This is a genomic window from Corallococcus macrosporus DSM 14697 (genome assembly GCF_002305895.1).
In the GTDB taxonomy this organism is placed as follows: Bacteria; Myxococcota; Myxococcia; order Myxococcales; family Myxococcaceae; genus Myxococcus; species Myxococcus macrosporus.
Window position 1 is genome coordinate 4,966,978 of the sequence record NZ_CP022203.1, and the last position, 25,284, is coordinate 4,992,261.

Annotated in this window: 9 protein-coding genes; 6 read left to right on the forward strand and 3 right to left on the reverse strand. The window is 71.3% G+C overall.

The features are described from left to right. The first annotated feature begins 16 nt into the window (after positions 1-16). Together MYMAC_RS20140 and MYMAC_RS20145 are read left to right on the forward strand one after the other, a co-directional pair. Entirely contained in the window at positions 17-1,300 is a 1,284-nt protein-coding gene (locus tag MYMAC_RS20140) for a sensor histidine kinase (protein ID WP_095959254.1), read from the forward strand. Then, positions 1,297-2,043 carry a response regulator gene (locus tag MYMAC_RS20145; protein WP_043711440.1) on the forward strand — a complete coding sequence of 249 codons (747 nt, stop codon included), beginning with the start codon at positions 1,297-1,299 and terminating at the stop codon, positions 2,041-2,043. The genes MYMAC_RS20140 and MYMAC_RS20145 overlap by 4 nt, the downstream gene beginning before the upstream one ends. A 10-nt stretch (positions 2,044-2,053) precedes the next feature. On the opposite strand, the gene MYMAC_RS20150 is transcribed toward MYMAC_RS20145, so the two are convergent. Next, positions 2,054-3,325 (reverse strand): glycoside hydrolase 5 family protein, encoded by a 1,272-nt coding sequence (locus MYMAC_RS20150; RefSeq protein ID WP_095959255.1) that lies wholly within the window; start codon positions 3,323-3,325, stop codon positions 2,054-2,056. A gap of 66 nt (positions 3,326-3,391) precedes the next feature. Between MYMAC_RS20150 and MYMAC_RS20155 the strand changes: the two genes are divergently transcribed. Together MYMAC_RS20155 and MYMAC_RS20160 are read left to right on the forward strand one after the other, a co-directional pair. Beyond that, positions 3,392-4,273, forward strand: a complete 882-nt coding sequence (locus tag MYMAC_RS20155) for an ABC transporter ATP-binding protein (RefSeq protein WP_095959256.1) — start codon at positions 3,392-3,394, stop codon at positions 4,271-4,273. A gap of 9 nt (positions 4,274-4,282) precedes the next feature. Next, on the forward strand, positions 4,283-7,885 hold the full coding sequence (locus MYMAC_RS20160) for an ABC transporter permease/M1 family aminopeptidase (protein WP_095959257.1): 3,603 nt from the start codon (positions 4,283-4,285) through the stop codon (positions 7,883-7,885). 5 nt (positions 7,886-7,890) lie between these two features. Here MYMAC_RS20160 and MYMAC_RS20165 read toward each other — a convergent pair whose 3' ends face one another. Together MYMAC_RS20165 and MYMAC_RS20170 are read right to left on the reverse strand one after the other, a co-directional pair. After that, entirely contained in the window at positions 7,891-8,427 is a 537-nt protein-coding gene (locus MYMAC_RS20165) for a DUF2378 family protein (protein ID WP_043711442.1), read from the reverse strand. Between the two features lie 80 nt (positions 8,428-8,507). Continuing rightward, positions 8,508-9,323 carry a helix-turn-helix domain-containing protein gene (locus tag MYMAC_RS20170; RefSeq protein ID WP_095959258.1) on the reverse strand — a complete coding sequence of 272 codons (816 nt, stop codon included), beginning with the start codon at positions 9,321-9,323 and terminating at the stop codon, positions 8,508-8,510. Between the two features lie 325 nt (positions 9,324-9,648). On the opposite strand from MYMAC_RS20170, the gene MYMAC_RS20175 reads away from it, so the two are divergent. Together MYMAC_RS20175 and MYMAC_RS20180 are read left to right on the forward strand one after the other, a co-directional pair. Then, entirely contained in the window at positions 9,649-16,104 is a 6,456-nt protein-coding gene (locus MYMAC_RS20175; protein WP_204816837.1) for a type I polyketide synthase, read from the forward strand. Further along, complete coding sequence (locus tag MYMAC_RS20180; RefSeq protein WP_095959260.1) at positions 16,101-25,253, forward strand: non-ribosomal peptide synthetase; 9,153 nt, start codon at positions 16,101-16,103, stop codon at positions 25,251-25,253. Before MYMAC_RS20175 ends, MYMAC_RS20180 begins: the two co-directional genes overlap by 4 nt. Positions 25,254-25,284 lie beyond the last annotated feature (31 nt).

The following is a 25,284-nucleotide window of genomic DNA, read 5'->3' on the forward strand; positions in this document are numbered from 1 at the left end:
GTAGACTGCCGGACGAATGGATTCCCAACTCGCACTGGGCGAGGAGTCACCTGCCAATGACCTGCGCGCCCGCGTGCGGAAGGTCCTGGAGCGCCGCAAGCTGACGGACAGCGTGTCGGCGGAGCAGGCGGCCGCCTCGTGGGAGCAGGACCGCTTCGTGGCCCGCGCCCGCGCGCTCTTCTACGCGCGGATGATGTTCCTCACGCTGGGCCTGCTCATCCTCGCGGTGCCGGCCTGGAGCGGCTACTTCGGCCTCACCGGCCCGTTCTCCTTCGTGGGCTACTTCGCGATGCTGCTCTACAGCGTCGCCAACCTCCTGGTCATCGACCACCCCAAGGCGGGCCGCTGGGTGACGTACATCACCCTGTGCCTGGACGTGGCCATCAGCGTGGTGCTCATCGTCAAGCCGCACGTCGGCGGCGGCCTCCAGAGCCCGCTGCTGGCCACGCAGCTCCTCTTCACCACGCTCTTCGCCATCCTCTACCCCAAGCCGCTGGCCATCCTGCCGCCGCTCCTGGCGCTGCCCATCACCACCCGGTTGGACCTGCTCCTCAACCGCTCCGTGACGGCGGTGGAGCTGCTGACGCTGCTCTGGTACCTGGCGCTCAACTTCATCATCGTCTACGTGCTGGTGTACCTGAACGAGCGCGAGGCCGCGGCGCACCGCGAGGTGGTGTCGCTGCAGGGGGACCTCAAGGAGCTGGCCGTGGTGGAGGAGCGCAACCGGCTGGCGCGGGAGATCCACGACGGCCTGGGCGCATCCCTGTCGTCCATGATCATCCAGTCCGAGTACATCCTGAACCTGGCGCGCGAAGAGAGCCTGCGCGAGGAGATCCGCGAGCTGAAGCTCACCGCGGAGGAGTCCATCGAGGAGCTGCGGCGCAACCTCCGGATGATGCGCGAGGACTTCGAGCTGGCGCAGGGCCTGGACGACTACGCGAAGACGTTCCGCGAGCGCACCGGCCTGGACATCCGCTTCGAGCGCACCGGGCTGCAGCGCAAGCTCAACCCGGACGCGCAATTGGCGCTGTTCCGCATCCTCCAGGAGTCGCTGTCCAACGCGGTGAAGCACGCGGAGGCCCGGAGCGTGCAGGTGCAGCTCGACTTCAGCGAGGAGCGCGTCAACCTCGTCGTGCGCGACGACGGAAAGGGCTTCGACCCCTCCCGGACGCCGCGCGGCCACTATGGCCTGCTCAACATGCGTGAGCGCGCCATGAAGCTCGGTGGCCAGCTCATCGTGGACTCGTCACCCGGCGCTGGCGCCCAGGTGGCATTCTCCCTTCCCTGTCGCCCGTCATGACCGGAGCTCCCGTGGACGCCCCGCAGCCGCCATCCGATTCGCCGCCCATCCGCGTCTTCGTGGTCGAGGATCAGACGAAGATCCTCAAGAACCAGCTCCGCCTCTTCGAGAGCCACCCGGAGATGGACATCATCGGCACCGCGCTCTCCGGCGAAGCCGCGCTGGAGGAGGTGCCCAGGCTGATGCCGGACGTGCTGCTGCTCGACCTGGGCCTGCCCCGCATGAGCGGCATCGACGTGACGCGCGAGGTGAAGGCGCGCTTCCCGAAGATTGAAATCCTCATCTTCACCATCTTCGACGAGGAGGACAAAGTGCTGGAGGCCGTGAAGGCCGGCGCCTCCGGCTACCTCCTCAAGGGCGCCCCGGTGGACAAGATCATCGAGGCCATCAAGGAGGTCCGCGCGGGCGGCACCGTCATCCAGCCCAACCTGGCCCGGCGGCTGCTGCGCCACTTCCGGGTGGAGCCGGACGCCAGCCCCGTGCCCAGCAGCCCCGCGGCCGCGCCGCCCTCCGCCCCCATCGACGAGCTCCAGGAGCCGCTGCTCAAGCCGCTGTCGGACCGCGAGCGCGAAATCCTCCAGCTCATCGCCAAGGGCGTATCCAACAGCGAGGCGGCGCGCCTGCTGGACCTCAGCAAGGCGACCATCCGCACGCACCTGGAGCACATCTACCGGAAGCTGGAGGTCACCAACCGCGTGGAGGCCGTGACAGAGGGCATCCGCAAGGGCCTCATCTCCGTCTGAGCCGGAGCGCTCACCACCCCGTGGAGACCGCGGCCCCCGGGCGCTCCGCGGCGGCGGCCTCCATGACGAGGTCGGCGTAGCGGTTGACCGGGTCTCCCGGCAGCGTGCCGTCCCGGTAGTAGAAGGTGTAGTGGTCCCAGGCCTCCGGCCGGGCGTCATTGGCGAACATCCACAGCGCCCCGGCGCCCACGCCCTCCTTCCGCAGGCACTCCAGCCAGCCCCGGTAGAGCGCGCGGCGCTGCGACACGTCGAAGTCCCCTTCGTTGCGCAGCCCCAGCTCCCCCACGAACAGCGGCTTGCCCAGGCTCCGCGCGATGGCGGCGTGCTCGCGAATCCACCGGGCGCCGGCCTCGGCCGTGTCCGCGCCGCCCAGGCCCCAGGACTCTGGATAGAAGTGCACCGACGCGAAGTCGATGTACGGGGACGCCGTGTTGCGCGTGAAGCTGGCCCCCGGGGTGCGCAGCACCGGCGAGCCGGAGCGGGACCAGAAGCCAGGCTCGTAGCCTTCGGGGGAAGGCTCGAAGCCCTCCTCCCCCGTGCCCACCAGGTGGCCGGGCGCGTGCGTCTTCACCTCCCGCGCCACGTCATCAATCCACGCGCGCAGCCGCGCCCCCTCCTTGTCCAGCCCCCGGCCCCGCGGCTCGTTGAGCAGCTCCCAGGCGAGCACGGCCGGGTGGTCCCCGTAGCGGATGCCGTCCACCGTGTTCACCCGGTTGAGCAGGCGCGCCACGTGCGCCTTGTAGTGCGCCACCACGGCCGGGTCGGTGAAGAAGCGCGGGTCCCCCTCCACCGGCCGGGGCAGCCCCGCCCACGCCACGTAGCGGCGGGCGCCGCCATAGGCGTCCCAGTAGTTCCCGAGCGTCAGCACCAGCCGGACGCCATGGTACCGGGCCCGGGCCAGGACCCGGTCCAGGCCGACCAGGGCCAGCTCGTCATACTCCAGCGGCGCCACCTGGATGGCGGTGTCCCCCACCTTCTCCAGCGCGTCATTGTGGCCGTTGGTGCGCAGGGCCCGCACGCCCAGCGCGGCGGCCTTGGCGAGCACCTCCTCCAACACCGGAGAGTCGGCGGCGCCCCGGCGCGCGTCCCGGGTGGCCTCCTCCTGGAGGAAGTAGGCGTTGAGCACCATGGCGCCGGAGGGCAGCCGGTCCAGGTGCTGCGCCGGGCCGCCCGCGCAGCTCGCGGCCACCGCCTCCAGCAGGACCGGGTCACCGTCGCCACAGGCCCCCAGGAGCAAGGCGAGCGCCGCGGTGGCGGTGACGGACCGGCGTGGGAGGGGCATGCCGGCATGGTAACGACGGCATGCGCCTGACGCACCAGTCCCGGGGTCTGGGCTAGGTTCACCGCCATGGAGCTCAGACTCGAAGGCGTGTCGAAGACGTACCCCAACGGCACCCGCGCGTTGCAGGGTGTCAACCTCACCATTCCGCGCGGCATGTTCGGGCTGCTCGGGCCCAACGGCGCGGGCAAGTCCACGCTGATGCGCAGCATCGCCACGCTGCAGGACGTGGACGCGGGCACCATGACCTTCGACGGCATCGACCTGCGCCGGGACAAGGACCGGCTGCGCGAGGTGCTGGGCTACCTGCCGCAGGACTTCGGCGTGTATCCCAAGGTGACGGCCTGGGACATGCTGGACCACCTGGCGCAGCTCAAGGGCCTGGCCCAGCGTGGCCCGCGCCATGACGCGGTGAAGGCGCTCCTCCAGAAGACGAACCTCTGGGAGCACCGGGACCGGCGGCTCGGTGGGTTCTCCGGCGGCATGAAGCAGCGCTTCGGCATCGCCCAGGCGCTGCTGGGCAACCCCAGGCTGCTCATCGTGGACGAGCCCACCGCCGGGCTCGACCCCGCCGAGCGCTTCCGCTTCCACAACCTGCTGGCGGAGATCAGCGCCGACGTGGTGGTGCTGCTGTCCACGCACATCGTCTCCGACGTGGCGGACCTCTGTCAGAACATGGCAATCCTCGCGCAGGGGAACGTCGTGGCCGCGGGGCACCCGCTGAAGCTGGTGGAGTCGCTGCGCCAGCGCGTGTGGAAGCGCTTCGTCACCCAGCAGGAGGAGCTGGACGCGCTGATGAAGAATCTGGAGGTCATCGCCGTGCGGCGCGTGGCCGGCCAGCGCCTGGTCCACGTCCACGCGGAGTCCGCGCCGGAGGGCTTCGAGCCGGCCACCCCCGACCTGGAAGACGTCTACTTCCACGCGCTCGCCCGGGCGCCCAAGCAGCCCTGAGGGCCCGCCATGTTCTCCGCCCTCCTGACCTTCGAATTGCGGCGCCGGCTGAAGATGCTCTCCACCTGGGTCTACGCCCTGGTGCTGGCCGCCGCCGCCGCGTTGATGACGCTGGCGATTGGCGCCGTGTTCAAGGGCTTCGCCGTGGCGTCCGGCCCGGAGCTGGTCCGCGTCAACAGCCCGCACACCGTCTTCAGCTTCACCACCAGCCTGGCCTACTTCGGCCTCTTCATGGTGGCCGCCGTCTTCGGCCAGGCCGCCTACCAGGACTTCGGCCACAACACGTGGATGCTCATCTTCACCAAGAACGTGAAGAAGGGCCCGTACCTGCTCGGCCGCTTCCTGGGCGCGTACCTCTTCAGCGCGGTGCTGATGCTGGCCATCATCCCCGGGTTGCTGGTGGGCGCCGCGGGCGTGTGGCTGGTGGACGCGGAGCGGCTCGCCCCGTTCCAGCTCACCTCGTACCTGTGGCCCTACGTCATCGGCGTGTGGCCCACGCTCTTCTTCGCGGGCGCCGTCTTCTTCTCCCTGGCCGCGCTCACCCGGCGCATGGCCCCCGTCTACGTGGGCGTGGTGGTGCTGGTGATGGGCTACCTGGTCCTCAGCGCCGCCATGTCCGACGTGCAGCACCAGGACCTGGCGTCGCTGCTAGACCCGTTCGGCTTCCTCACCTTCGAGAACGCGACCCGCTACTGGACGGCGGCCGAGCGCAACCGGGACCACCTCCCGTTCTCCGGGCTGCTGCTCGCCAACCGGCTGTTGTGGACCGCGGCGGGCGCGCTGCTGCTGGGGCTGGCCGTGCTGCGCTTCCGCACCACCGTGGAGGAGCAGCGGGGGCGCGGCGCGCGCAAGGAGACGGAGCACGCCGCCCCGGTCGCCATCCCCACCACCGTGGCGGCGCCCACGGCGGGGAGCTGGCTGCGCACGGCCCTTGGCGCCGCGTGGCTGGCGTACCGCGACATCGTCCGCTCGCCGGTGTTCTGGTCCTTCGTGGTGGCCGCGCTGGCCATGGGGACCCTGGGCATCTCCGTCTCCAAGCAGATGTTCGGCACCGCCACGTGGCCCGTGACGTGGCAGGTGCTGGAGACGGCCACGCGCACCTTCCAGCCCTTCCTGCTCATCACCATCACCTTCTACGCGGGCGAGCTGGTGTGGAAGGAGCGCGACGCGGGCCTGGCGGACATCGTGGACGCCACGCGCGTGCCGTCCTGGGTCACCTATGGCGCGAAGCTGGGGGCGCTGCTGCTGGTGGCCTTCTCGCTCAAGGCCGTGGCGCTGCTCTCCGCGCTCCTCTCCCAGGTGCTGCGCGGCTACTTCGCCATCGAGTGGGACCTCTACGCCACGCAGCTCTTCCTGCTGGACTTCCCGCACGACGCGCTCCTGTGCGTGCTGGCGTTCTTCGCGCAGGTGCTCATCCACCAGAAGTACCTGGCGTACCTGGTGATGGTGCTCTACTTCGTCCTCCAGGCCGCGCTGGGCCTGATGGGCGTGGAGGACGCCCTGGTGCGCTACGGCTCCGAGCCCCCCCTCCGCTTCTCCGACCTGAACCGCTACGGCAGCAACATCCCCGCGCTCGTGTGGCACCGGGTGTACTGGTACGGGCTGGCCGCGCTGCTCGTGGCCGCGGGCTACCTGCTGTCCGTCCGGGGACGGGAGTCACGCTGGAAGCAGCGCTGGGCGGCGGCCCGGGCGCGGCGCACCGTCGCGTGGACGGTGGCCGCGGCGGTGTCGCTCTGCGTCTTCGTGGGCGCGGGCGCGTTCATCTTCTACAACACCCACGTCCTCAACCCGTACATCACGCGGAAGGACCGGGAGCGGCAGCAGGCCCGCTACGAAAAGGAGTACGCGGCCTACGCCGCCCTGCCCCACCCGCGCATCACCGCCGCCGACGTCACGTTCCACATCCATCCGGAGGCGCTGCGCCTGCAGGCGCTGGGCAGCTACCGCATCCGCAACAAGACGGACGTGCCCATCTCCAAGGTGATGCTCAGCCTGCCGGACGACGCCCGCGTGCGCGGCCTGTCCCTGGCGGGCGTGACGCGGCCCGTGGTGCATGACGAGGCGCTCGGCATCTACGTCTACGAGCTGCCCAGGCCGCTGGCGCCGGGCGCGGAGTCCGCCGTCGTGTTCGACCTGGAGTTCCGCACCCGGGGCTTCAAGCACGGCGGGGCGCGCACGGACATCGTGCGCAACGGCACCTTCTTCAGCAACACGAACCTGCCGGTGCTGGGCTACGTGAAGGACCTGGAGCTGGCGGATGACCGGGACCGCGAGGACTACGACCTGCCGCCGCGCGAGCGCCTGCCGGACCGGGACGACCCGAAGGCGAAGCAGGACAACTACATCCGGCAGGACTCGGACTTCATCTCCTTCCAGGCCACGGTGAGCACGACGAAGGACCAGGTCGCCATCGCGCCGGGCTACCTGGAGAGGGAGTGGGTGGAGGGCGAGCGCCGCTTCTTCCGCTACCGGATGGACCAGCCCATCCTCAACTTCTTCTCCGTGCTGTCCGCGCGCTACGCGGTGATGCGCGACACGTGGCGCGACGTGAAGCTGGAGATCTACCACCACCCCACGCACACCTTCGCGTTGGACCGGATGATGCGCGGCATGAAGGACACGCTGGCGTACTGCAGCGAGCACTTCGGGCCGTACCAGCACCGCCAGGCGCGCATCCTGGAGTTCCCCCGCTACGCGGCCTTCGCCCAGTCCTTCCCGAACACGATCCCGTACTCGGAGGCCATGGGCTTCATCGCCCGCGTGGAGGACGGCCGCGCCGATGACGTGGACTACCCCTACTACGTCACCGCGCACGAGATTGCGCACCAGTGGTGGGCGCACCAGGTGGTGGGCGCGCGCGCGCAGGGCGCCACGATGACGTCGGAGACCCTGTCGCAGTACGCCGCGTTGATGGTGATGAAGCAGCGCTACGGGCCGAAGAAGATGAAGCGCTTCCTCAAGTTCGAGCTGGACCGCTACCTGGCCGGGCGCGCCTTCGAATCCAAGAAGGAGGTGCCGCTGGCGCGGGTGGAGAACCAGGCCTACATCCACTACCAGAAGGGCAGCCTGGTGATGTACGCGCTGCAGGACTTCATTGGCGAGGCGCGGGTGAACCGCGCCCTGCGCCGCTACGTGGAGAAGGTCCGCTTCCAGGGCCCGCCGTACACCGGCAGCACGGAGCTGCTGGGCTTCCTCCGAGAGGAGACGCCGCCGGAGTTCCAGTACCTCATCGACGACCTGTTCGAGAACATCACCCTCTACGACAACCGGGCGCTGTCCGCGCAGGTCCGCCAGAACGAGCAGGGCACCTGGGATGTCACCCTCAAGGTGCTGGCGAAGAAGTACCGGGCCGACGAGAAGGGCGAGCAGCAGGAGGTGGACTTCAACGACTGGGTGGACGTGGGCGCGCTCGACGAGCAGGGCAACGCCCTCTTCCTGGAGAAGCGCCGCGTGACGAAGGGCGAGTCGGAGCTCACCTTCACCGTCCCCGTGAAGCCCTTCCAGGTGGGCATCGATCCGCTCAACGTGCTCATCGACCGCACGTCCACGGACAACGTGACGGCGCCCACCGTCGCGGACGCGCTGGCGCTGGGGGGCCCGTCCTCGCCCTGACGGCGTCAGCGCCAGCGGATGCGCAGGTCGAAGCCGTCCGGCGGCTCGTAGCGCTCCACCACCGCCTGGGGCTCGGTGGCGCCGGCCTGCCGCAGGGCCCCTTCACAGGTGCCCGCGGCGGCCTCGGCGGGGAACGGGTAGCCCCGGAAGCGGACGCGCCAGTCCGCCGGGCCCAGGGCCTCCACCTGGATGTCCACCGGGGAGAACACCGAGCTGAAGCTCAGGGACACGCGCTTCATGGCGCGCTCGGGCCCCGCCACCTTCAACGCGATGCCCACCACCTTGCCCACCAGGGTGTCGAAGTAGCTGCGCACCAGCTCCCGGCCCAGCGTCCGGTACGCGGCCTCGCGGTCCAGGCCCGCGTAGCGGTGGCGCACCGTCGCCTCCTGGCAGCCGGCGAACACGGCCGCCGGATAGCTGGCGCGGGGCTTGTCCATGTCGTAGCCCGCGGCCAGGAACTCGGCCTGGAGCTTCGCGTCGGGACGCGACAGGCGGACCAGGGACTCGAACAACGTTGATTGGACAGTGACGTCGGTCGGCATCGGTGGCGCGGCACCCTAGGGGAGTCAAGCGTCCCGGGAAAGCAGGTGAAGCGAGAGAGTTTGACTCGCCAACGTCGGGCTCAGCCGTCGCGCAGACCGCCACGCTCCGGCAACTGGAGCCGGACGTACTCCCGGGGCGTCAAACCCGCGAACTGACGGAAGTCGCGGTTGAAGTGCGACTGATCGTAATACCCCTGCGCCAGGGCCAGCTCGGCCCAGCTCCCCTGGAACGACCCTGCCTTCAGCTTCTCGATGACCTGGCCGAAGCGCAGCAACCGCGACAGCAGCTTGGGCGGCAACCCCAGCTCTTCGTTGAAGCAGGCGATGAGGTGCTTCTGGCTGTAGCCCAGCTCCTCCGCCAGCGCGCCAATCTCCACCGCGCCCCCGCTCGCGAGCAGCCGCTCCCACGCCCACGGGACACACGCCGTGATGGCGCGCGCCGCCTGGAGGCGCTTCAGCAGGAACCGGTCGAGCAGCGCGAAGCGGGCCGCCCAACCAGGGGCCTCGTGGAGCTGCTCGGTCAGCCGTGAGGCCTCGGGGCCCAGGACATCACCCAGGCCCACCACGCGCCGGGCCAGCCCCTTCAACGGCACGCCGAAGAACCGCCGCGCCCCCAGCGGCGTGAAGTTGACCTGGAGGCCGCGCATCACCCCCGTTGTCTCAGTCAGCGAGAATGAATCATCCAATCCGGCGACAAAACCATCCGGATGCCGTGCGGCGACACTGGAATCTCTGGGATTGAGAATCTGAAGCGGCGGGCCGAACTCGATGATGAGCACCACCTGCGGCAATGGCAGCTCGCGGCGGCGCATGGGCCCAGGCGTCCGTTCGTCGTATCCCCAGTAAGGGCCCTGCACCACGCCCCGCAGCCGTGTGTCAGGCGTCCCCGACACCATCTCCCAGCGGCCGTGCGCCGATTCGTGACGAAAGACGTGAATGGGAGACGCGGTACGGGACACGAAGAAGCCTCGCAGGTGTCAGACAGGGCTGAGAGGATGTGCCCGGGCGCCAGACAGAGGGGGAGCCCCACGTGACAGTCGTATCAAGAAATGGCGAAGAAACCCGAACATGAACGTTTCATCACCTACTTGAAACGTCGTGTCTCACAGGGCACGAGCTTGTGACACCGGGTTGTAACCCATTCATTCACAACCGCTCTCGACTGCTGAGAATACAACCTTTGCTTTACGGGCAATCCGTTGCCGACGTAGGTTTACAACCATGAGCGCTGTGTCCAATCGTGTGCAAGACCCCATCGCAATCATTGGCATCGGCTGCCGCTTTCCAGGGGGTGCGCAGTCGCCACGCCACCTCTGGGAGCTGCTCACCCAGGGCCGCTGCGCCATCGTCGAGGTCCCCAAGGAGCGCTGGGACCACCGGCGGTATTACGACCCGGACCCCGACAAGCCAGGCAAGACGTACGTGCGGCACGGCGGCTTCCTGCGGGAGGCCATCGACACGTTCGACGCGGCCTTCTTCTCCATCTCCCCGCGCGAGGCGGCGACGTTGGACCCCCAGCAGCGCCTGCTCGCGGAGGTGGCCTGGGAGAGCCTGGAGGACGCGGGCCTTCCGGCGGACGGGCTCGCGGGCAGCCCCACGGGCGTCTACGTCGGCGGGTTCATGCTCGACAGCATGCTCACGCACATGGGGCCGATGAACCGCGAGCTCATCGGGGCGCATACGGCGGTGGGCTCGACGATGACGGTGCTCTCCAACCGGCTGTCATACATGTTCGACTTCCGGGGGCCGAGCATCTCCCTGGACACGGCGTGCTCCTCGTCGATGGTCGCCGTCCACCTGGCGTGCCAGGACCTGCGCAGCGGCGCCACGTCGCTCGCGCTGGCTGGCGGCGTCAACGTCATGTTCCGGCCCGAAATCTTCGTGGCCATGAGCAAGGGCAAGTTCCTGTCGGCGGACGGGTACTCCAAGAGCTTCGATACGCGCGCGGACGGCTACGGCCGGGGTGAAGGCGCCGGCCTCGTGGTGCTCAAGCGGCTCGCCGACGCGGTCCGCGACCAGGACCGCATCTACGCCATCATCCGGGGCACGGGCGTCAACCAGGACGGCCACAGCGAGTCCATGACGGCGCCGAGCTCCAGCGCGCAGGAGGCGCTGATTCGCCGCGTGTGCTCCAGCGCGGCCCTGGACCCCACCGACATCCACGCCTTCGAGGCCCACGGCACGGGCACGGCGGTGGGAGACCCGGCGGAGCTGGGCGGCCTGGGCGCCGTCTCCAAGCGGGCGGACGGGCAGGGCCCGTGGGTGGGCTCGCTCAAGGCGAACATCGGCCACCTGGAGGCCGCGGCCGGCGTGGCCGGCCTCATCAAGGCGAGCCTGTGCTTGCAGCACCGCCAGCTCCCGCCGCAGGCCAACCTGCGCGACCTCAACCCGGCCATCCCCTTCGACACGCTGGGCCTCCGCATCCCCCGCGCCCTCGAGGCGCTGGCGCCCCGGAAGGACGAGCCCCTGCGGATGGGCGTGAACTCCTTCGGCTACGGCGGCACCAACGCCCACTGCGTCATCGAGCAGGCGCCGCCCGCCGAGCCGCGGGCGCGCGCCGACGAGGCCGCGGCCCCGCTGCTGCTCCCCCTCTCCGCGAGGAGCCCCGAGGCGCTGCGCGCGCTGGCCCGGTCCTACGCGGACCTCCTGGCGGCGCCGGCGGCCGCCCCGCTGTCGGACGTCTGCTTCTCCGCGGCCACGCGCCGCGCGCACCACGAGCACCGGCTGGCGCTGCTGGCGACGGAGGACGTGGCGGACCTGGCCACGCGGCTGTCGTCCTTCGCGGCGGGCAACCCCGCCGAGCTGGGCGCCTCCGGCCGGACGCTCCAGGCGGCGGAGGCCCGGCCCGTCTTCGTGTTCACCGGCATGGGGCCCCAGTGGTGGGCCATGGGCCGGGAGCTGTACGCCCAGGACGCGCTGTTCCGCGCCACCCTGGAGCGCTGCGACGCCATCTTCCAGCGGCTTTCGGGCTGGTCGCTGCTGGAGCAGATGCTCGCGGACGAGCAGTCCTCCAACATGGCCCGGGCGGACATCGCGCAGCCGGCGAACACGTTCCTCCAGCTTGGCCTGCTGGAGCTGTGGCGCCGCGCGGGCATCGAGCCGGCGGCGGTGATTGGCCACAGCGCGGGCGAGGTCGCGTCGGCGTATGCCGCCGGCCGCTTCACGCTGGAGCAGGCCATGCTCGTCATCTACGAGCGCAGCCGCATCCAGGCGAAGGCCGCGGGCCTGGGGAAGATGGCGGCCGTGGGGCTCTCCGAGGAAGGCGCGCGCGCCGCCATCCGGGGGCGCGAGGCGCTGGTGTCCATCGCCGCCATCAACGGCCCCAACGGGGTGACGCTGTCGGGTGACGCGAAGGCCATCGAGGAGATTGCCGCGGAGCTGGAGGCGCGCGGCGTCTTCCAGCGCATCCTGAAGGTCGAGGTGCCCTACCACAGCCCCGCCATGGAGGGCCTCAAGCCGGAGCTGCGCCGCTGTCTGGCCTCGCTCCAGCCCTCCGCCGGGCACCTGCCCACGTACTCCACCGTCACGGGTGGCCGCGTGGAGGGCGTCTCGTACGACGCGGAATACTGGTGCGACAACATCCGCGAGCCCACGCTCTTCGCGAAGGCTGCGGGGCAGTTGCTGAAGGACGGCTACCGGCTCTTCATCGAGCTGGGGCCCCACCCCGTGCTGCTGGCGTCCATCAAGGAGTGCTGCGCGGAGGCCCGCGTCGAGGGCCGCGTCCTCACCTCCCTGCGGCGGCAGGAGCCCGAGCAGAAGACCTTCACCAAGGCCCTGGCCGAGCTCTACGTCGCGGGCATCCCCGTCAAGTGGAGCAGCCTCTATCCCCAGGGCTCGCGCTACACGCCGCTGCCCACCTACCCCTGGCAGCGCGAGAAGCACTGGCACGAGTCCGAGGAGGCCCTCACGGACCGCCGCGGCTCGGATGAGCACTCCCTGCTCGGGCCCCGCGTCCCCTCGCCCCTCCCCGCCTGGGAGCGCGGGCTGAACGCGCGCTTCCTGCCCTGCCTCCAGGACCACCGCGTCCGGGGCTCGCTGGTCGTCCCCGGCGCCACCTACGTCGAGCTGGCGCTGGCCGTGCGCCGCGCCATGGGGCTCGCCGAGCCTCACGCGCTGGAGGAGGTGCGCTTCGAGAACGCGCTCGTCGTCATGGGGCATGACGAGCCCGTCGTCCGGACCACCTATGACGAGGCGGCCCAGACGGTGACCATCTACAGCCGCCCGCGCGACAACCGCACGTCCTGGACCCGGCACGCCACCGCGCGCATCCGCCGCGACGTCCAGACGCCGGCGGCGACGCACGTCCGGGTGAGCGAGCTCGGCATCCACGCGGAGGCGCCGCTCGACACCGAGGCGCTGTACCAGATGCTGGCGTCGCGGGGGCTCGAGTACGGGCCGCGCCTGCGGGGCATCCGCTCGCTGCGCCGGAGCGACACGGAGCTGCTGGCCGAAATCGTCCTGCCGGAATCGGAGGTGGAGCGCATCACCGCGGACCCGCACATGCAGTTGGACCCGGTGTGGCTGGACCCGTGCCTCCAGGCGATGGTGTCCTGGCTCCCCGAGGACGACGCGCGGCTCTACCTGCCCATGGGTTGCCGGAGCGTGCAGCTCTCCCAGCCGCCCGCGCCGGACGCACCGCTGTGGTGCCACGCGCGCATCCGCGCGCGCACGGCCAACACGCTCGAGTGCGACCTCACGCTGGTGGACGGCGAGGGCCGGGTGTCCGCGCGGCTGACGGGCGTCGAGTGCGCCGCGCTCGCGAACCGCGAGGAGTCCGCCCCCAGGCCGGCGTTCTACGACTGGACCTACGCGCATGCCTTCGAGGCCACCGCCGACGAGATGCCCGCGAAGGGCAGCGGGACGTGGCTGGTGTTCGCCGACCAGGGCGGCATCGGCGCCGGGCTCGCGCCTGTCTTCGAGCGCGGCGGCGTCCAGGACATCGTCATGGTGACGCGGGGCGAGGCGTTCGTCCGTGAGTCGGACCACCGGTTCCAGATTCGCCCCGGGAACGCGGCGGATGTCCGCGCCGTCGTGGAGGCCGTGGGCCGCGTCCGCGTCCAGCACGTGGCCTACCTCTACGGGCTGGACGCGCAAGCGGGCAACGCGTCGGATGACGTCCAGTCACTGCTCGACGTGGTGCTGGCGCTGGCCCCGGGTGACGGCGCGTCGCTGCGCGTCGTCACGCGAGACGCGCAGCGGGCCGTGCCAGGGGACTGCCTGGACGCGCTGTCCGCCGCGGCGTTGATTGGCTTCGCGCGCGTCGTCCCCGCGGAGTTCCCGCACCTGCGGACCCGCTCCATCGACCTGCCCCGGGACGCCTCGGCGTCGCAGCAGGCGCTGGTCGAGCGGCTGGCGCACGAGCTCCTGGCGGACACGAAGGAAGAGGAGGTCGCGCTGCGCGACACCCGCCGGTTCGTCCGGCGCCTCACCGCGAAGCCGCTGCCGGAGTGGGAGGCCCAGACGAAGGGCACGCCCGCGCCCGTGGGCGCGGAGCAGGTGTTCGAGATTGCGCTCGACGGCGCGGAGCGCCGCCCCAGGCGCGCCACGCGCAAGCAGCCCGGCCGGGGCGAGCTTGAAATCCGGGTGACGCACGTAACGCTGACCCGCGCGGCGGCGACCCAGGGCCGGCGCGCGTCCGACACGCACTGGCCGCTGGAGGTGGGCGGCGTCGTCATCGCGGTGGGCGAGTCCACCCCGGGCTTCACGCCGGGCCAGGCGGTGCAGGCGCTGGTCGCGCAAGAGGCGCCCGGGGTGGGGACGCACGCGGTGCTGCGGCTGGACAGGGACTTCGTCAGCGCCGGCACCTCGCAGGGGCGGCTGCTGCCCTTCATCGGCGCGGAGTACGCGATCCACGCGCATGGCCACCTCCAGCCCTCCGAGCGCCTCCTCGTCATCGGGGATGCCGGTGGCGTGGGGACCGCGCTCGTCGAGCTCGGCCGCGCCGCAGGGGGCCGGACGGCCATCGTCCTGGACACCGGGACGCAGCAGGCGCCCGAAGGCGTCCGCGTCTTCGACCGGCGCTCGCCTTCCCTGCCCGAGGAGGTTCTCGCGTGGACGGACGGCGCGGGCGTGGACCTGCTGGTGAACGCGTCGTGCGACGCGGACCCCACCATCACCAGCGTGCTCGGGACGTTCGGCCGCTTCGTGGACGCGGGTCCGCTCGCCGCGGCGGAGGGGCTCTTCGCCACCGCCTGGCCTCGCGGCGCGGCCTGCGCTCGCGTGGACCTGGCGGCCATGCTGCGCCAGCGTCCCCGGGACGTCGCCGCGCGGCTCCAGTCCGTCCTCGGCCGGTTCCAGACGCTGCCGGCGCTGCCCGCCGAGTCCTGGTCCGTCACCCGCGCGGCGGAAGCGCCGGGCTGGCTGGCCGAGCATGCCCAAGCGCGGGGCCTGGCCCGCCTCACGCTGACGTTCACCGACGGTGAGCGGCTGGCCCTCGCGCCAGCGGCGGACGAGCCCCTCTTCGACGCGAACGCGACCTACCTCGTCACCGGCGGCTTCGGCGGCTTCGGCCTCGCCCTGGCCCGCTGGATGGTCGCGGAGGGCGCGCGGCACCTGGTCCTCACGGGCCGCAAGGGCGCCTCCACGCCGGAGGCCAGGCAGTTGGTGCAGGACCTGGAAGCCGCGGGCGCGCGCGTCACCCCGGCCGCCGCGGACGTCAGCAACCTGGACGACATGAAGGCCCTGTTCGCGCGCCTCGACGCCACGCACCCGCCCCTCAAGGGCGTGCTGCACACGGCGGCCGTGCTCGACGACGCGCCGCTCCCCGACCTGAACCTGGAGCGCATCCAGCGCGTCATGGTGCCCAAGGCAGGAGGCGCGTGGGTCCTCCACGAGCTGACGAAGGACCGCCCGCTGGACGTCTTCGTCCTGTTCTCGTCCGTCGCCGCGCTGATTGGCAACCCGCGCCAGGGCAACTACGTGGCGGCGAACAGCTACCTGGACGCGCTGGCGGAGCACCGGGCGGCGAGGGGCCTGGCGGCCATCAGCATCCACTGGGGCGTGCTGGGTGGGTTCGGCATGGCCCAGGACGAGGCGGTGCGCACGTACCTCGAATCGCTGGGCCTCAACCCGATGGCGCCCGCCACCGTGCTGACCGCGCTCAAGCGGGTGCTGCGCCTCCACACGCCGCAGCTCGGCCTCTTCGACGTCCAGTGGGCCAAGCTGGGCCGCGCCGCCCCGCACCTGGGCAAGTCCGCCCGGACGTCCCACCTGCTGGGCAGCGCGCAGGGCGGCGGCCAGAGCGAGGCGGAGCAGCTGCGCGGCCACCTGGCGCAGCTCCCGTCCGAGGCCCGGCAGCCGGAGCTGGAGAAGTTCCTCGTCGAGCGGCTCGCCAGCATCCTCCAGATTCCCATGGAGCGGGTGGAGCCGCGGAAGCCCCTCTCGCTGCTGGGCGTGGACTCGCTGCTGTCGATGCAGGTCCAACGGACCATCCGTGAGGCCCTGGGCATCGAGATTCCCGCGCTGGAGCTGCTGCGCGCGGGGAGCCTGGTGGAGGTGGCCACCAGCCTCTCGTCGAAGTTCGACGGCCCCGCCGCCGCGGAGGCGCCCGCGAAGGCGCCCGTGACGGAGGAGGCCGAAATCGAGCAGCAGGTGAACAGCATGTCGGAGAGCGAGCTGGACTCCATCCTCCAGGCCATGCTCGCCGCGCAGACGGCGCAGGAGAGGGAGACGGCATGAGCACCCCGGCTGACACCATGAAGGGCCTCTCGCTCGAGGAGAAGCGCAAGCTGCTCGCCGAGCTGATGGCGAAGTCCGGGAAGGCGGCGCCCCGCATCTTCCCGCTCGCGTCCGGTCAGAAGGCGCTGTGGCTCCTGCACCAGCAGGACCCGGAGAGCGCGGCGTACAACACGCCGTTCGCGCTGCGCATCCGCTCGGCCATCAATGTGGCCGCGTTGAAGCGCGCCTTCGGCACGCTCGCCGAGCGCCACGCCGCCCTGCGCACCACGTTCGCGTCGACCGCGGAGGGCCAGCTCGTCCAGACGAGCCACCCCACGCTGGAGCCGCACTTCACCCACGTGGACGCGCACGGCTGGAGCCCCGAGCGGCTCCAGGCCGAGGTCGCCCTCGCGTACCGTCAGCCGTTCTCCCTGGAGAAGGGGCCGCTGCTGCGGGGCCACCTCTTCTCCGTGGGCGCCGAGGACCACGTCCTCCTGATGACCGTGCACCACATCGTCTACGACGGGTGGTCCGCGGGAATCCTCCAGCAGGAGTTCAACCAGCTCTACCAGACGCTCGCGCGCGGCGAGGCGTCCACCCTGGCGCCCGTCACGGGCAGCTACGCCGCGTTCGTCGCGCAGCAGGCGGAGACGGTGGCCGGGGCCGCGGGGCGGGCCCACTGGGACTACTGGCAGAAGAAGCTGGCCGGTGAGCTGCCCGTGCTCGCGCTCCCCGCGGACCGCAGCCGCTCCGCGGTGACCGCGAACCGGAGCGGCGCCATCCCCTTCCGCCTCACCCCGGAGCTGACGGCGCGCCTCAAGACGCTCGCGCAGAGCGCCGAGGCCACGCCCTTCGTCGTGTTCGCGTCCGCCTATGCCGCCCTGCTGGGGCGCCTGGCGCGGCAGGAGGACGTCGTGATTGGCTCGCCCACCGCGGGCCGGCCCGGCACGAGCTTCCACGACGTGGTGGGCTACTTCGCCAATGCCGTGGCGCTGCGCGCGGACCTCTCCGGTGCGCCGTCCACCCGGACGCTGCTGAGCCGGATGCGCACCGTGGTGCACGAAGCGCTCGCGCACCAGGACTTCCCCTTCGCCTCGCTCGTGGAGCGGCTGGGCATCGAGCGCCGTCCGGGCGTGTCGCCCCTCTTCCAGGCTTCCATCGTCCTGCACGCGTCGCGTGAGGGTGGCGGCGGCATGGCCCTGTGGGCCACGCCGGACGAGGACACCCGCGTCCAATGGGGACACCTGGAGCTGGAGCCCTTCCCCATCCAGGAGCTGGAGTCCCAGTTCGACCTCACGCTGGAGCTGTGGGAGACGCGCGGCGCCTTCTCCGGCGTCCTGCGCTTCAACCGCGCGCTGTTCAACGACGACACCGTCGCCCTGTGGCGCGGCTACTTCGAGAAGCTCATCGAGGAGATGGTCCGCGCGCCCGACGCGCCGGTGGCCCGGCTGTCCCTGGCGATTCCGGCCGGGGCCGCGACGCCCGCGGTGGACCCGCGCGTCCAGGCCACGCCGGAGCCCACGGCGCCCCGCACCCTCTCCGGCTGGTTCGAGGCGCAGGCCGCGCGCAGCCCGGAGGCCGTGGCCCTGAGCTTCGGAGAGACGCAGCTCAGCTACGCGGAGCTGAACGCCCGGGCCAATGTCCTGGCGCACGCGCTGCGCGACCACGGCGTGGGCCCCGAGTCCCTCGTGGGCATCTGCGTGGACCGGAGCGCGGAGCTGGTCGTCTCCATCCTGGGCGTGCTCAAGGCGGGCGGCGCCTACGTGCCGCTGGACCCCGCCAGCCCCAAGGACCGCCTGGCGCTCATCCTGGAGGACGCGGAGGTCACCGCCCTGGTGACCGAGTCCGCGCGCACCGGGGAGCTTCCCACGCAGAAGGTGGCCACCGTCTTCGTCGACACGCTCGACTGGAAGGACGGCCGCCGGTCGCCGAACCCGGCGCCGGGCGTCACGCCGGACAACGCCGCCTACGTCATCTACACGTCGGGTTCGACGGGACGGCCCAAGGGCGTCATCGTCACCCACGCCAACGCCACGCGCCTGTTCACCACGTCGGAGCCGCTCTTCGACTTTGGCGCGGATGACGTGTGGACGCTGTTCCACTCGGCCGCGTTCGACTTCTCCGTCTGGGAGCTCTGGGGGCCGCTGCTGTACGGCGGGCGCCTGGTCGTCGTGCCCCACTGGATGACGCGGGCCCCCGAGGCCTTTGGCGAGCTGATCGCCCGTGAAGGCGTGACGGTCCTCAACCAGACGCCCTCCGCGTTCCGCGCGCTGACGCGGGCGCCCTCCATCGCGGATGGCCAGGGCGGCCAGAGCCTCAAGTGGATCATCTTCGGCGGTGAGGCGCTCGACGCCGCCACCGTCCGCCCCTGGTTCGAGAAGTACGGGGACGAGCCCACGCGCCTCATCAACATGTACGGCATCACCGAGACCACGGTGCATGTCACGTACTACCGGGTGACGCGGGCGGACCTCACGTCCGCCGCGAGCCCCATTGGACGCCCGCTCCCGGACCTGGAGCTGCACCTGCTCGACGAGCACGGCCAGCCCGTGCCCACCGGTGTCCCGGGCGAGATGTTCGTCGGCGGCGCGGGTGTCGCGCGCGGCTACCTGAAGCGCCCCGAGCTGACGGCCCAGCGCTTCATCGAGGCCCCCGCTGCGCCCGGCAAGCGGCTCTACCGGTCGGGAGACCTGGCCATCCGCCTTCCGGATGGAGGCTTCACGTACCTGGGCCGCATCGACGACCAGGTGAAGATTCGCGGCTTCCGCATCGAGCTGGGGGAAATCCAGTCGGTGCTGGCCGCGCACCCGGCGGTCGCGGACGCCTACGTCACCACGCACGAGCGGAGCGCGGACGACCGGCGCATCGCCGCGTATGTCGTGCCCAGGGAGAACGCGGCGGAGACGTTGCTGTCCTCCGGCACGGACGGCGGCGTCGGTGACACGCACGTCGGCGAGTGGAAGGCGCTCTACGACGACCTCTACGCGCGCTCGGCCAGTGAGCCGCAGCTCGACCCGAGCTTCAACATCGCGGGCTGGGACAGCAGCTACACCGGTGCTCCGCTCAGCGCGGAGGCGATGAAGGAGTGGGTCGACCACACCGTCCAGCAGATTCTGGTCCGGAAGCCGCGGCGCGTGCTCGAAATCGGCTGCGGCACCGGCCTGCTCCTCACGCGGATTGCTCCGTCGACGGAGGCGTACTGGGCCACGGACGTCTCGGGCGTCGTGGTCAACATGCTCCGGGGCGTCGCCGCGAAGACGGCGGGCCTGGGGCACACGAAGCTCTTCCACGCGGCGGCGGACCAGCTCGACACCATCGACTTCGGCGACGCGCGCTTCGACGCGGTGATGTTGAACTCGGTGGTCCAGTACTTCCCCAGCGCGGAGTACCTGGCCCGGGCCTTGGAGTCCGCGTCCCGGCGGCTGGACACGGGCGGCGTCATCTTCGTGGGTGACGTGCGCAACTTCCGGCTGCTTGAGGCCTTCCATGCGTCCATCGTCCTGGCGCAGGCCTCCGGTACGCTGGAGCCGCAGGTGCTCGAGGCCCGCGTGGCGCAGCGCCTGGCGGCGGAAGAGGAGCTGGTGCTCGCCCCGGACTTCTTCTGGGCGCTGAAGCAGCGCATCCCCCGCCTCACGCACGTGGAGATTCGCCCGAAGCGGGGCGCGTCCCAGAACGAGCTGACGCGCTTCCGTTACGACGTGCTGCTCCACCTGGACACGGCGCCCGCCTCGGCGGCCGACGTGGCCTGGGGCCCGGGCAACGTGAGCCTGTCCGAGCTTCGCACCCGGTTGACCCAGGACGGCACGCGGCGCGTGGGCCTGCGCGGCATCCGGAACGCGCGCGTCGAGGCCGCCCTGGAGTCCCTGGCGAGCGTGACGGACGGCGCGTCCGCGCGGCCCGGCTCCTTCGAAAAGCTCCGCCGTCGCGTCCTGGACCGTGACGCCACGACGCCGGCCAGTGAGCCGGAGCCTGGCATCGACCCCGAAGCCCTCCACCAGCTCGCGGAGGAGCTGTCCTTCGACGTCGCGCTGGACTGGTCCCGCGGCGGCGCGGATGGCGCCTTCGACGCCGTCTTCACGCCGGCCTCGGAGCCTGGCACTGGACTGGTCGCCCTCTTCGGGAGCGCGCCGGAAGTGACTCCCGGAGCGCGGCGCGCGAACGACCCGCTCCGCAGCCGCGTGGACCGCCGGATGGAGAGCGAGCTGCGCAAGCGGGCGCAGGCGCACCTCCCGGAGTACATGGTGCCGGCGAGCATCATGGTCATCGACCGGATTCCGCTGACCGAGAACGGCAAGGTGGACCGTCGCGCCCTGCCCGTCCCCGCCGTGTCGCAAGGCCTGGAGACGGACTACGTGGAGCCGCGCAACGGCGAGGAGGAGATTCTCGCCAGCATCTTCGCCGAGCTGCTCGGCGCGGAGCGCGTGGGCGTCCATGACAGCTTCTTCGACCTGGGCGGCCACTCCCTGCTGGCGACGCAGGTCGTCTCGCGGATCCGCGCCGTGCTGGGCGTCGAGCTTCCGCTGCGCACGTTCTTCGGAAGCCCCACCGTCGCCGGACTCGTGGCGGCCGTGCAGCAGCAGCGCAAGGGCGCCAACGCCGCCGCCGTCGACTTCACCGGCCCCATGGAGCGGCCGGAGCGGATTCCGCTGTCCTCCTCCCAGGAGCGGCTGTGGATTGTCGACCGCATCGAGGAGACGAAGGCCCCCATCTACGTCATCCCGCTGGTCCTCCGGCTGCGCGGCTCCCTGCACCACGAAGCCCTGCGCCAGAGCCTGGACGCCATCGTCCAGCGCCACGAGGTCCTCCGCACGTGCTTCCCCGCGGAGGGTGCCCAGGCCTACCAGGCCATCTCCGCTGGCGCCTCGGCCGAGCTTCCGCCTGGCGAGGACCTGGTCCATCCGGCCGGCAGCTCCGAGGCCGAGCTCCTGAAGCGCGTGCAGGTCCAGGTGGGCCTGGAGGTGTCCCGGCCGTTCGACCTGGAGCGCGGCCCGCTGCTCCGGATGCGGCTCTTCCGCATCTCGGACGCGGACCACGTGCTCGTGTTGACCATGCACCACGTCGTCTCCGACGGCTGGTCCGTGGGCATTCTCGCGCGCGAGCTCGCGGCCGGGTACAACGCCCTGCGCTCGCAGCGGGAGCTGGCGTTGCCGCCCCTCCAGGTCCAGTACGCGGACTTCGCGCTCTGGCAGCGGCAGCTCCTGCGGGACGGCGCGCTGGCGCAGTCCATTGAAGCGCAGAAGCAGCGGCTGGCGGGGGCGCCCACCGCCCTCAACCTTCCCAGTGACCGGCCCCGGCCGGAGACGCCCACGTACAGGGGCGGCGTGGTCCGCTTCACGGTGGACCGTGCCCTCACGGCGCGGCTGAAGGACCTGAGCCGGCGGGAAGGCGCCACGCTGTACATGACGCTGCTGGCGGCCTTCTCCGCGTACCTGTCGCGGCTGAGCGGCCAGAAGGACCTCATCGTCGGCTCGCCGGTGGCGAACCGGAACCGCGCGGCGACGGAGCCGCTGATTGGCTTCTTCGTCAACACGCTCGCGCTCCGGATGGACCTGTCCGGAGACCCCAGCTTCCTGGAGCTGCTGGCGCGTGCCCGGAAGACGGCGCTGGACGCGTACGCGGACCAGGACGTGCCCTTCGAGAAGCTGGTCGAGGTGGCCGCGCCCGAGCGGAGCCTCAGCCGTCAGCCCCTGGTCCAGGTGATGTTCGCGCTCCAGAACGCGCCCTTCTCCCCGCCGGCGCTGGATGGGCTGGACGTGCAGCTCCTGGAGCTGGACAGCGTCACCGCCAAGTTCGACCTGACGCTGTCCATGCAGGAGTCCGCGGATGGCCTGTCCGCGCTGCTGGAGTACAGCGCGGACCTGTTCGACCGCGACCGCATCGAGCGGATGGCCGAGCACCTGGTGGTGCTGCTCCGGGAAGCGGTGCGGACGCCCGAGCGCCGCGTTCCCGAGTTCGAGCTGCTCGGCGCGGACGAGGCCAGCCAGGTGGCGCAGTGGGAGCAGGGCCCCGCCGCGCCGCCCGCGCCCGACTCCGTGGTGGAGCTGTTCCAGGCGCAGGTGGCGCGTGCCCCCGAGGCCATCGCCCTGGAGCACCGCGACGTCCGCCTGAGCTACGGCGAGCTCGACCGGCGCGCGACCCGGCTCGCGCGGCACCTCGTGGCGCGGGGCTTCGGACGGGAGAAGCGGGCCGCCATCTGCCTGCCGAAGTCCGTCGACTTCATCACCTGCATCCTGGGCGTGTGGAAGGCCGGCGGCGCGTACGTGCCGCTCGACCCGGAGTACCCCGCGGCGCGCCTGCGGCACATGCTGGATGACTCGGGCGCGGAGGTCCTGCTCACCGAGCGCGCCCTGGGTGAGCGGCCCGGCTTCAAGGGCCAGACGCTGTGGATGGACGAGCCCCTGCCGGAGCACGGAGAGCCGTCCCCCCTGGCGCTGCCCGACGCGAGCTCGGCCGCCTACGTCATCTACACCTCGGGCTCGACGGGGAAGCCGAAGGGCGCGGTGCTGGAACACCGGGGCGTGGCGAACCTCGCGGCCGCGTCGGTGCCGCTGTTCGGGCTCGGTCCGGACAGCCGCATCCTCCAGGCCGCGTCGCTGTCCTTCGACGTCTCCGCCTGGGACATCGTGATGGCGTTCGCCAGCGGCGCACGGCTGGTGCTGCCCACGGATGACACGGCGCGCGTGGGCGAGGCCCTGGCCACGGTGCTCACGGACAAGCACATCACCCAGGTGGTGCTGTCACCGTCCGCGCTCGCGACGTTGCCGGAGGGCGCCTACCCCGACCTCCGTGTGCTCATCACGGCCGGAGAGGCGCTCCCCGCGGAGCTGGTGAAGAAGTGGGCGACGGACACCCGCCGCTTCGTCAACGCGTACGGCCCGACGGAGACGACCGTCATCGCGACCGTCGCCGAGCTCCAGCAGGGCGACACGGGCGTTCCCTCCATCGGCCGGCCCCTGCCGGGCCTGGTGGCCCGCATCCTCGACGCCGGCCAGCGGCAGGTGCCCGTGGGTGTCCCGGGTGAGCTGTACGTGGGCGGTGTCGCCGTCGCGCGTGGGTACCACGGGCTCGACGAGCTCACCCGGGCCCGCTTCATCAAGGACCCCTACTCCGGCCGTCCGGACGCGCGCCTCTACCGCACCGGCGACCTCACGCGGTGGAGCGCGGACGGCACCATCGACTTCCTGGGCCGCATCGACGACCAGGTGAAGCTGCGCGGCTACCGCATCGAGCTGGGCGAGGTGGAGTCCGTCATCGACAGCCACCCGTCCGTCCAGCGGTCCGTCATCGTGGTGCACCAGGGCCAGCTCGCGGCCTATGCGGTGAGCCGCCCGGGCACCGAGCTGACAGTCCCATCCCTGCGTGAACACGCCATGGGCCAGCTCCCCGGCTACATGGTGCCGGCGCACTTCGTCGTGCTGGACGTGTTCCCGCTGACGCCCAGCGGCAAGGTGGACCGCGCGAAGCTGCCGGACCCCGTGCAGTCGCAGGCGGCGGCCACCTTCGTCAACGCGGGGACCCGGGAGGAGCAGATCCTGGCCAGCATCTGGGCCACCGTCCTCAAGAAGGAGTCCGTGGGCATCCACGACAACTTCTTCGCGCTGGGCGGAGACTCCATCCTCGGCCTGCAGATCATCTCCCGCGCCACCCAGCAGGGCCTCCGGCTGCGACCGCGTCAGCTCTTCGAGCATCAGACCATCGCCGAGCTGGCGCGCGTGGCCTCCAGCGCCCAGGTGGTCAACGCCGAGCAGGGCCTGGTGACGGGCAGCGCGCCGCTCACCCCCATCCAGCACTGGTTCTTCAACCAGGACCGGTCCGAGCCACAACACTTCAACATGGCGGTGATGCTCGACGTGGCGCCGGAACTCGACCTGTCCGCGCTGCGTGGCGCGCTGGACGCGGTGGAGCGCCACCACGACGCGCTCCGCTTCCGCTACCGCCAGGAGGGCGGAGCCTGGACCCAGTTCCATGTGGAGGGGGACGCCCTGGGCGGAATTCCCCTGGACACGCTGGACGTGGACGGCAGTGAGAATGTCGAAGAGGCGCTCGCCGACCTCCATGAGTCCCTGGCGCTGGACCAGGGGCCGGTCATGCGCGCCGCCCTGCTGAAGCTGGGGGGCGACTCCGCGAGGCTGGCGCTGGTGGCCCACCACCTGGTGGTGGACGCCGTGTCGTGGGGCATCATCATCGAGGACCTGCTGACGGCGTACAGCCAGCTCTCCAATGGCCAGCAGGTCGGGCTGCCGCCCAAGACGACGTCGTTCCAGCACTGGGCGAAGCGCCTGGAGGCGTACGCGGCCACGCCCAACGCCCGGGCGGAGCTCGATGCCTGGCTCGCCACCGCGCACCGGGATGATTCGGACGACCTGCCGCTGAATGACTCCACGGCGGCGGACCTGGTCCGCGACGCGGGCACGCTGGTGACGTGGCTGGAGGCCGAGGAGACGCAGTTGCTGCTGAACGAGGTGCCCACCGCCTATGACGTCAAGGTGAACGAGGCGCTGATCGCCGCGCTCGCCAAGACGCTCACGGGATGGACGGGCAACAGCACCGTCCGCATCGACCTGGAGGGACACGGCCGCGAGTTCCTGTTCGAGGACGTGGACCTGAGCCGCACCGTCGGCTGGTTCACGGCGCTCTTCCCGCTCCGCCTGCACGTGGGTGCCCGGGAGAGCCTGCGCGAGACGCTCGCGCGGGCCAAGGACGCGCTCCGCCGGACGCCGCGCGGCGGCATCGGTTACGGCGTGCTCCGCGAGCTGTCTCCGGATGCGTCGATTCGTTCGCGGCTCGGCGCCATTCCGAACGCGGGCATCGTCTTCAACTACCTCGGGCAGATGGGCGCCGTGCCCACGCAGGGCGTGGTGCGGGGGCGCGCCAGGGAAGGACTGGGCCGACTCCATGCGCCGGGCGCCGCCAGGCCCCACCGCATCGAGCTCAACGCCGTGGTCGAGGCGGGGCAGCGGCTGCGCCTCGACTGGACCTTCGGCGCCAAGGTCTTCCACAAGGAGACCATCGAGCGCCTGAACGCGGAGTTCCACGCGAACCTGCGGGCCATGATTCGTGAGCGCGCGGAGCCCGCCGCGGCGGTCCGCGTGGCCTCGGACTTCCCGGCCGCGCGACTGAGCGCCAAGGACTTGAAGCGCGTGCTCACGCTGACGAAGAAGCCGCGATGAGCCAGGTGGACGGTGAGGGGGAGGACAGCAC

What these genes read in the sequence shown, in the direction of transcription:
- MYMAC_RS20140 (WP_095959254.1), top strand. Translation starts at nt 17, where the DNA reads ATGGATTCCCAACTCGCACTGGGCGAGGAGTCACCTGCCAATGACCTG.
- MYMAC_RS20145 (WP_043711440.1), top strand. Translation starts at nt 1,297, where the DNA reads ATGACCGGAGCTCCCGTGGACGCCCCGCAGCCGCCATCCGATTCGCCG.
- MYMAC_RS20150 (WP_095959255.1), bottom strand. Translation starts at nt 3,325, where the DNA reads ATGCCCCTCCCACGCCGGTCCGTCACCGCCACCGCGGCGCTCGCCTTG.
- MYMAC_RS20155 (WP_095959256.1), top strand. Translation starts at nt 3,392, where the DNA reads ATGGAGCTCAGACTCGAAGGCGTGTCGAAGACGTACCCCAACGGCACC.
- MYMAC_RS20160 (WP_095959257.1), top strand. Translation starts at nt 4,283, where the DNA reads ATGTTCTCCGCCCTCCTGACCTTCGAATTGCGGCGCCGGCTGAAGATG.
- MYMAC_RS20165 (WP_043711442.1), bottom strand. Translation starts at nt 8,427, where the DNA reads ATGCCGACCGACGTCACTGTCCAATCAACGTTGTTCGAGTCCCTGGTC.
- MYMAC_RS20170 (WP_095959258.1), bottom strand. Translation starts at nt 9,323, where the DNA reads ATGGTGTCGGGGACGCCTGACACACGGCTGCGGGGCGTGGTGCAGGGC.
- MYMAC_RS20175 (WP_204816837.1), top strand. Translation starts at nt 9,649, where the DNA reads ATGAGCGCTGTGTCCAATCGTGTGCAAGACCCCATCGCAATCATTGGC.
- MYMAC_RS20180 (WP_095959260.1), top strand. Translation starts at nt 16,101, where the DNA reads ATGAGCACCCCGGCTGACACCATGAAGGGCCTCTCGCTCGAGGAGAAG.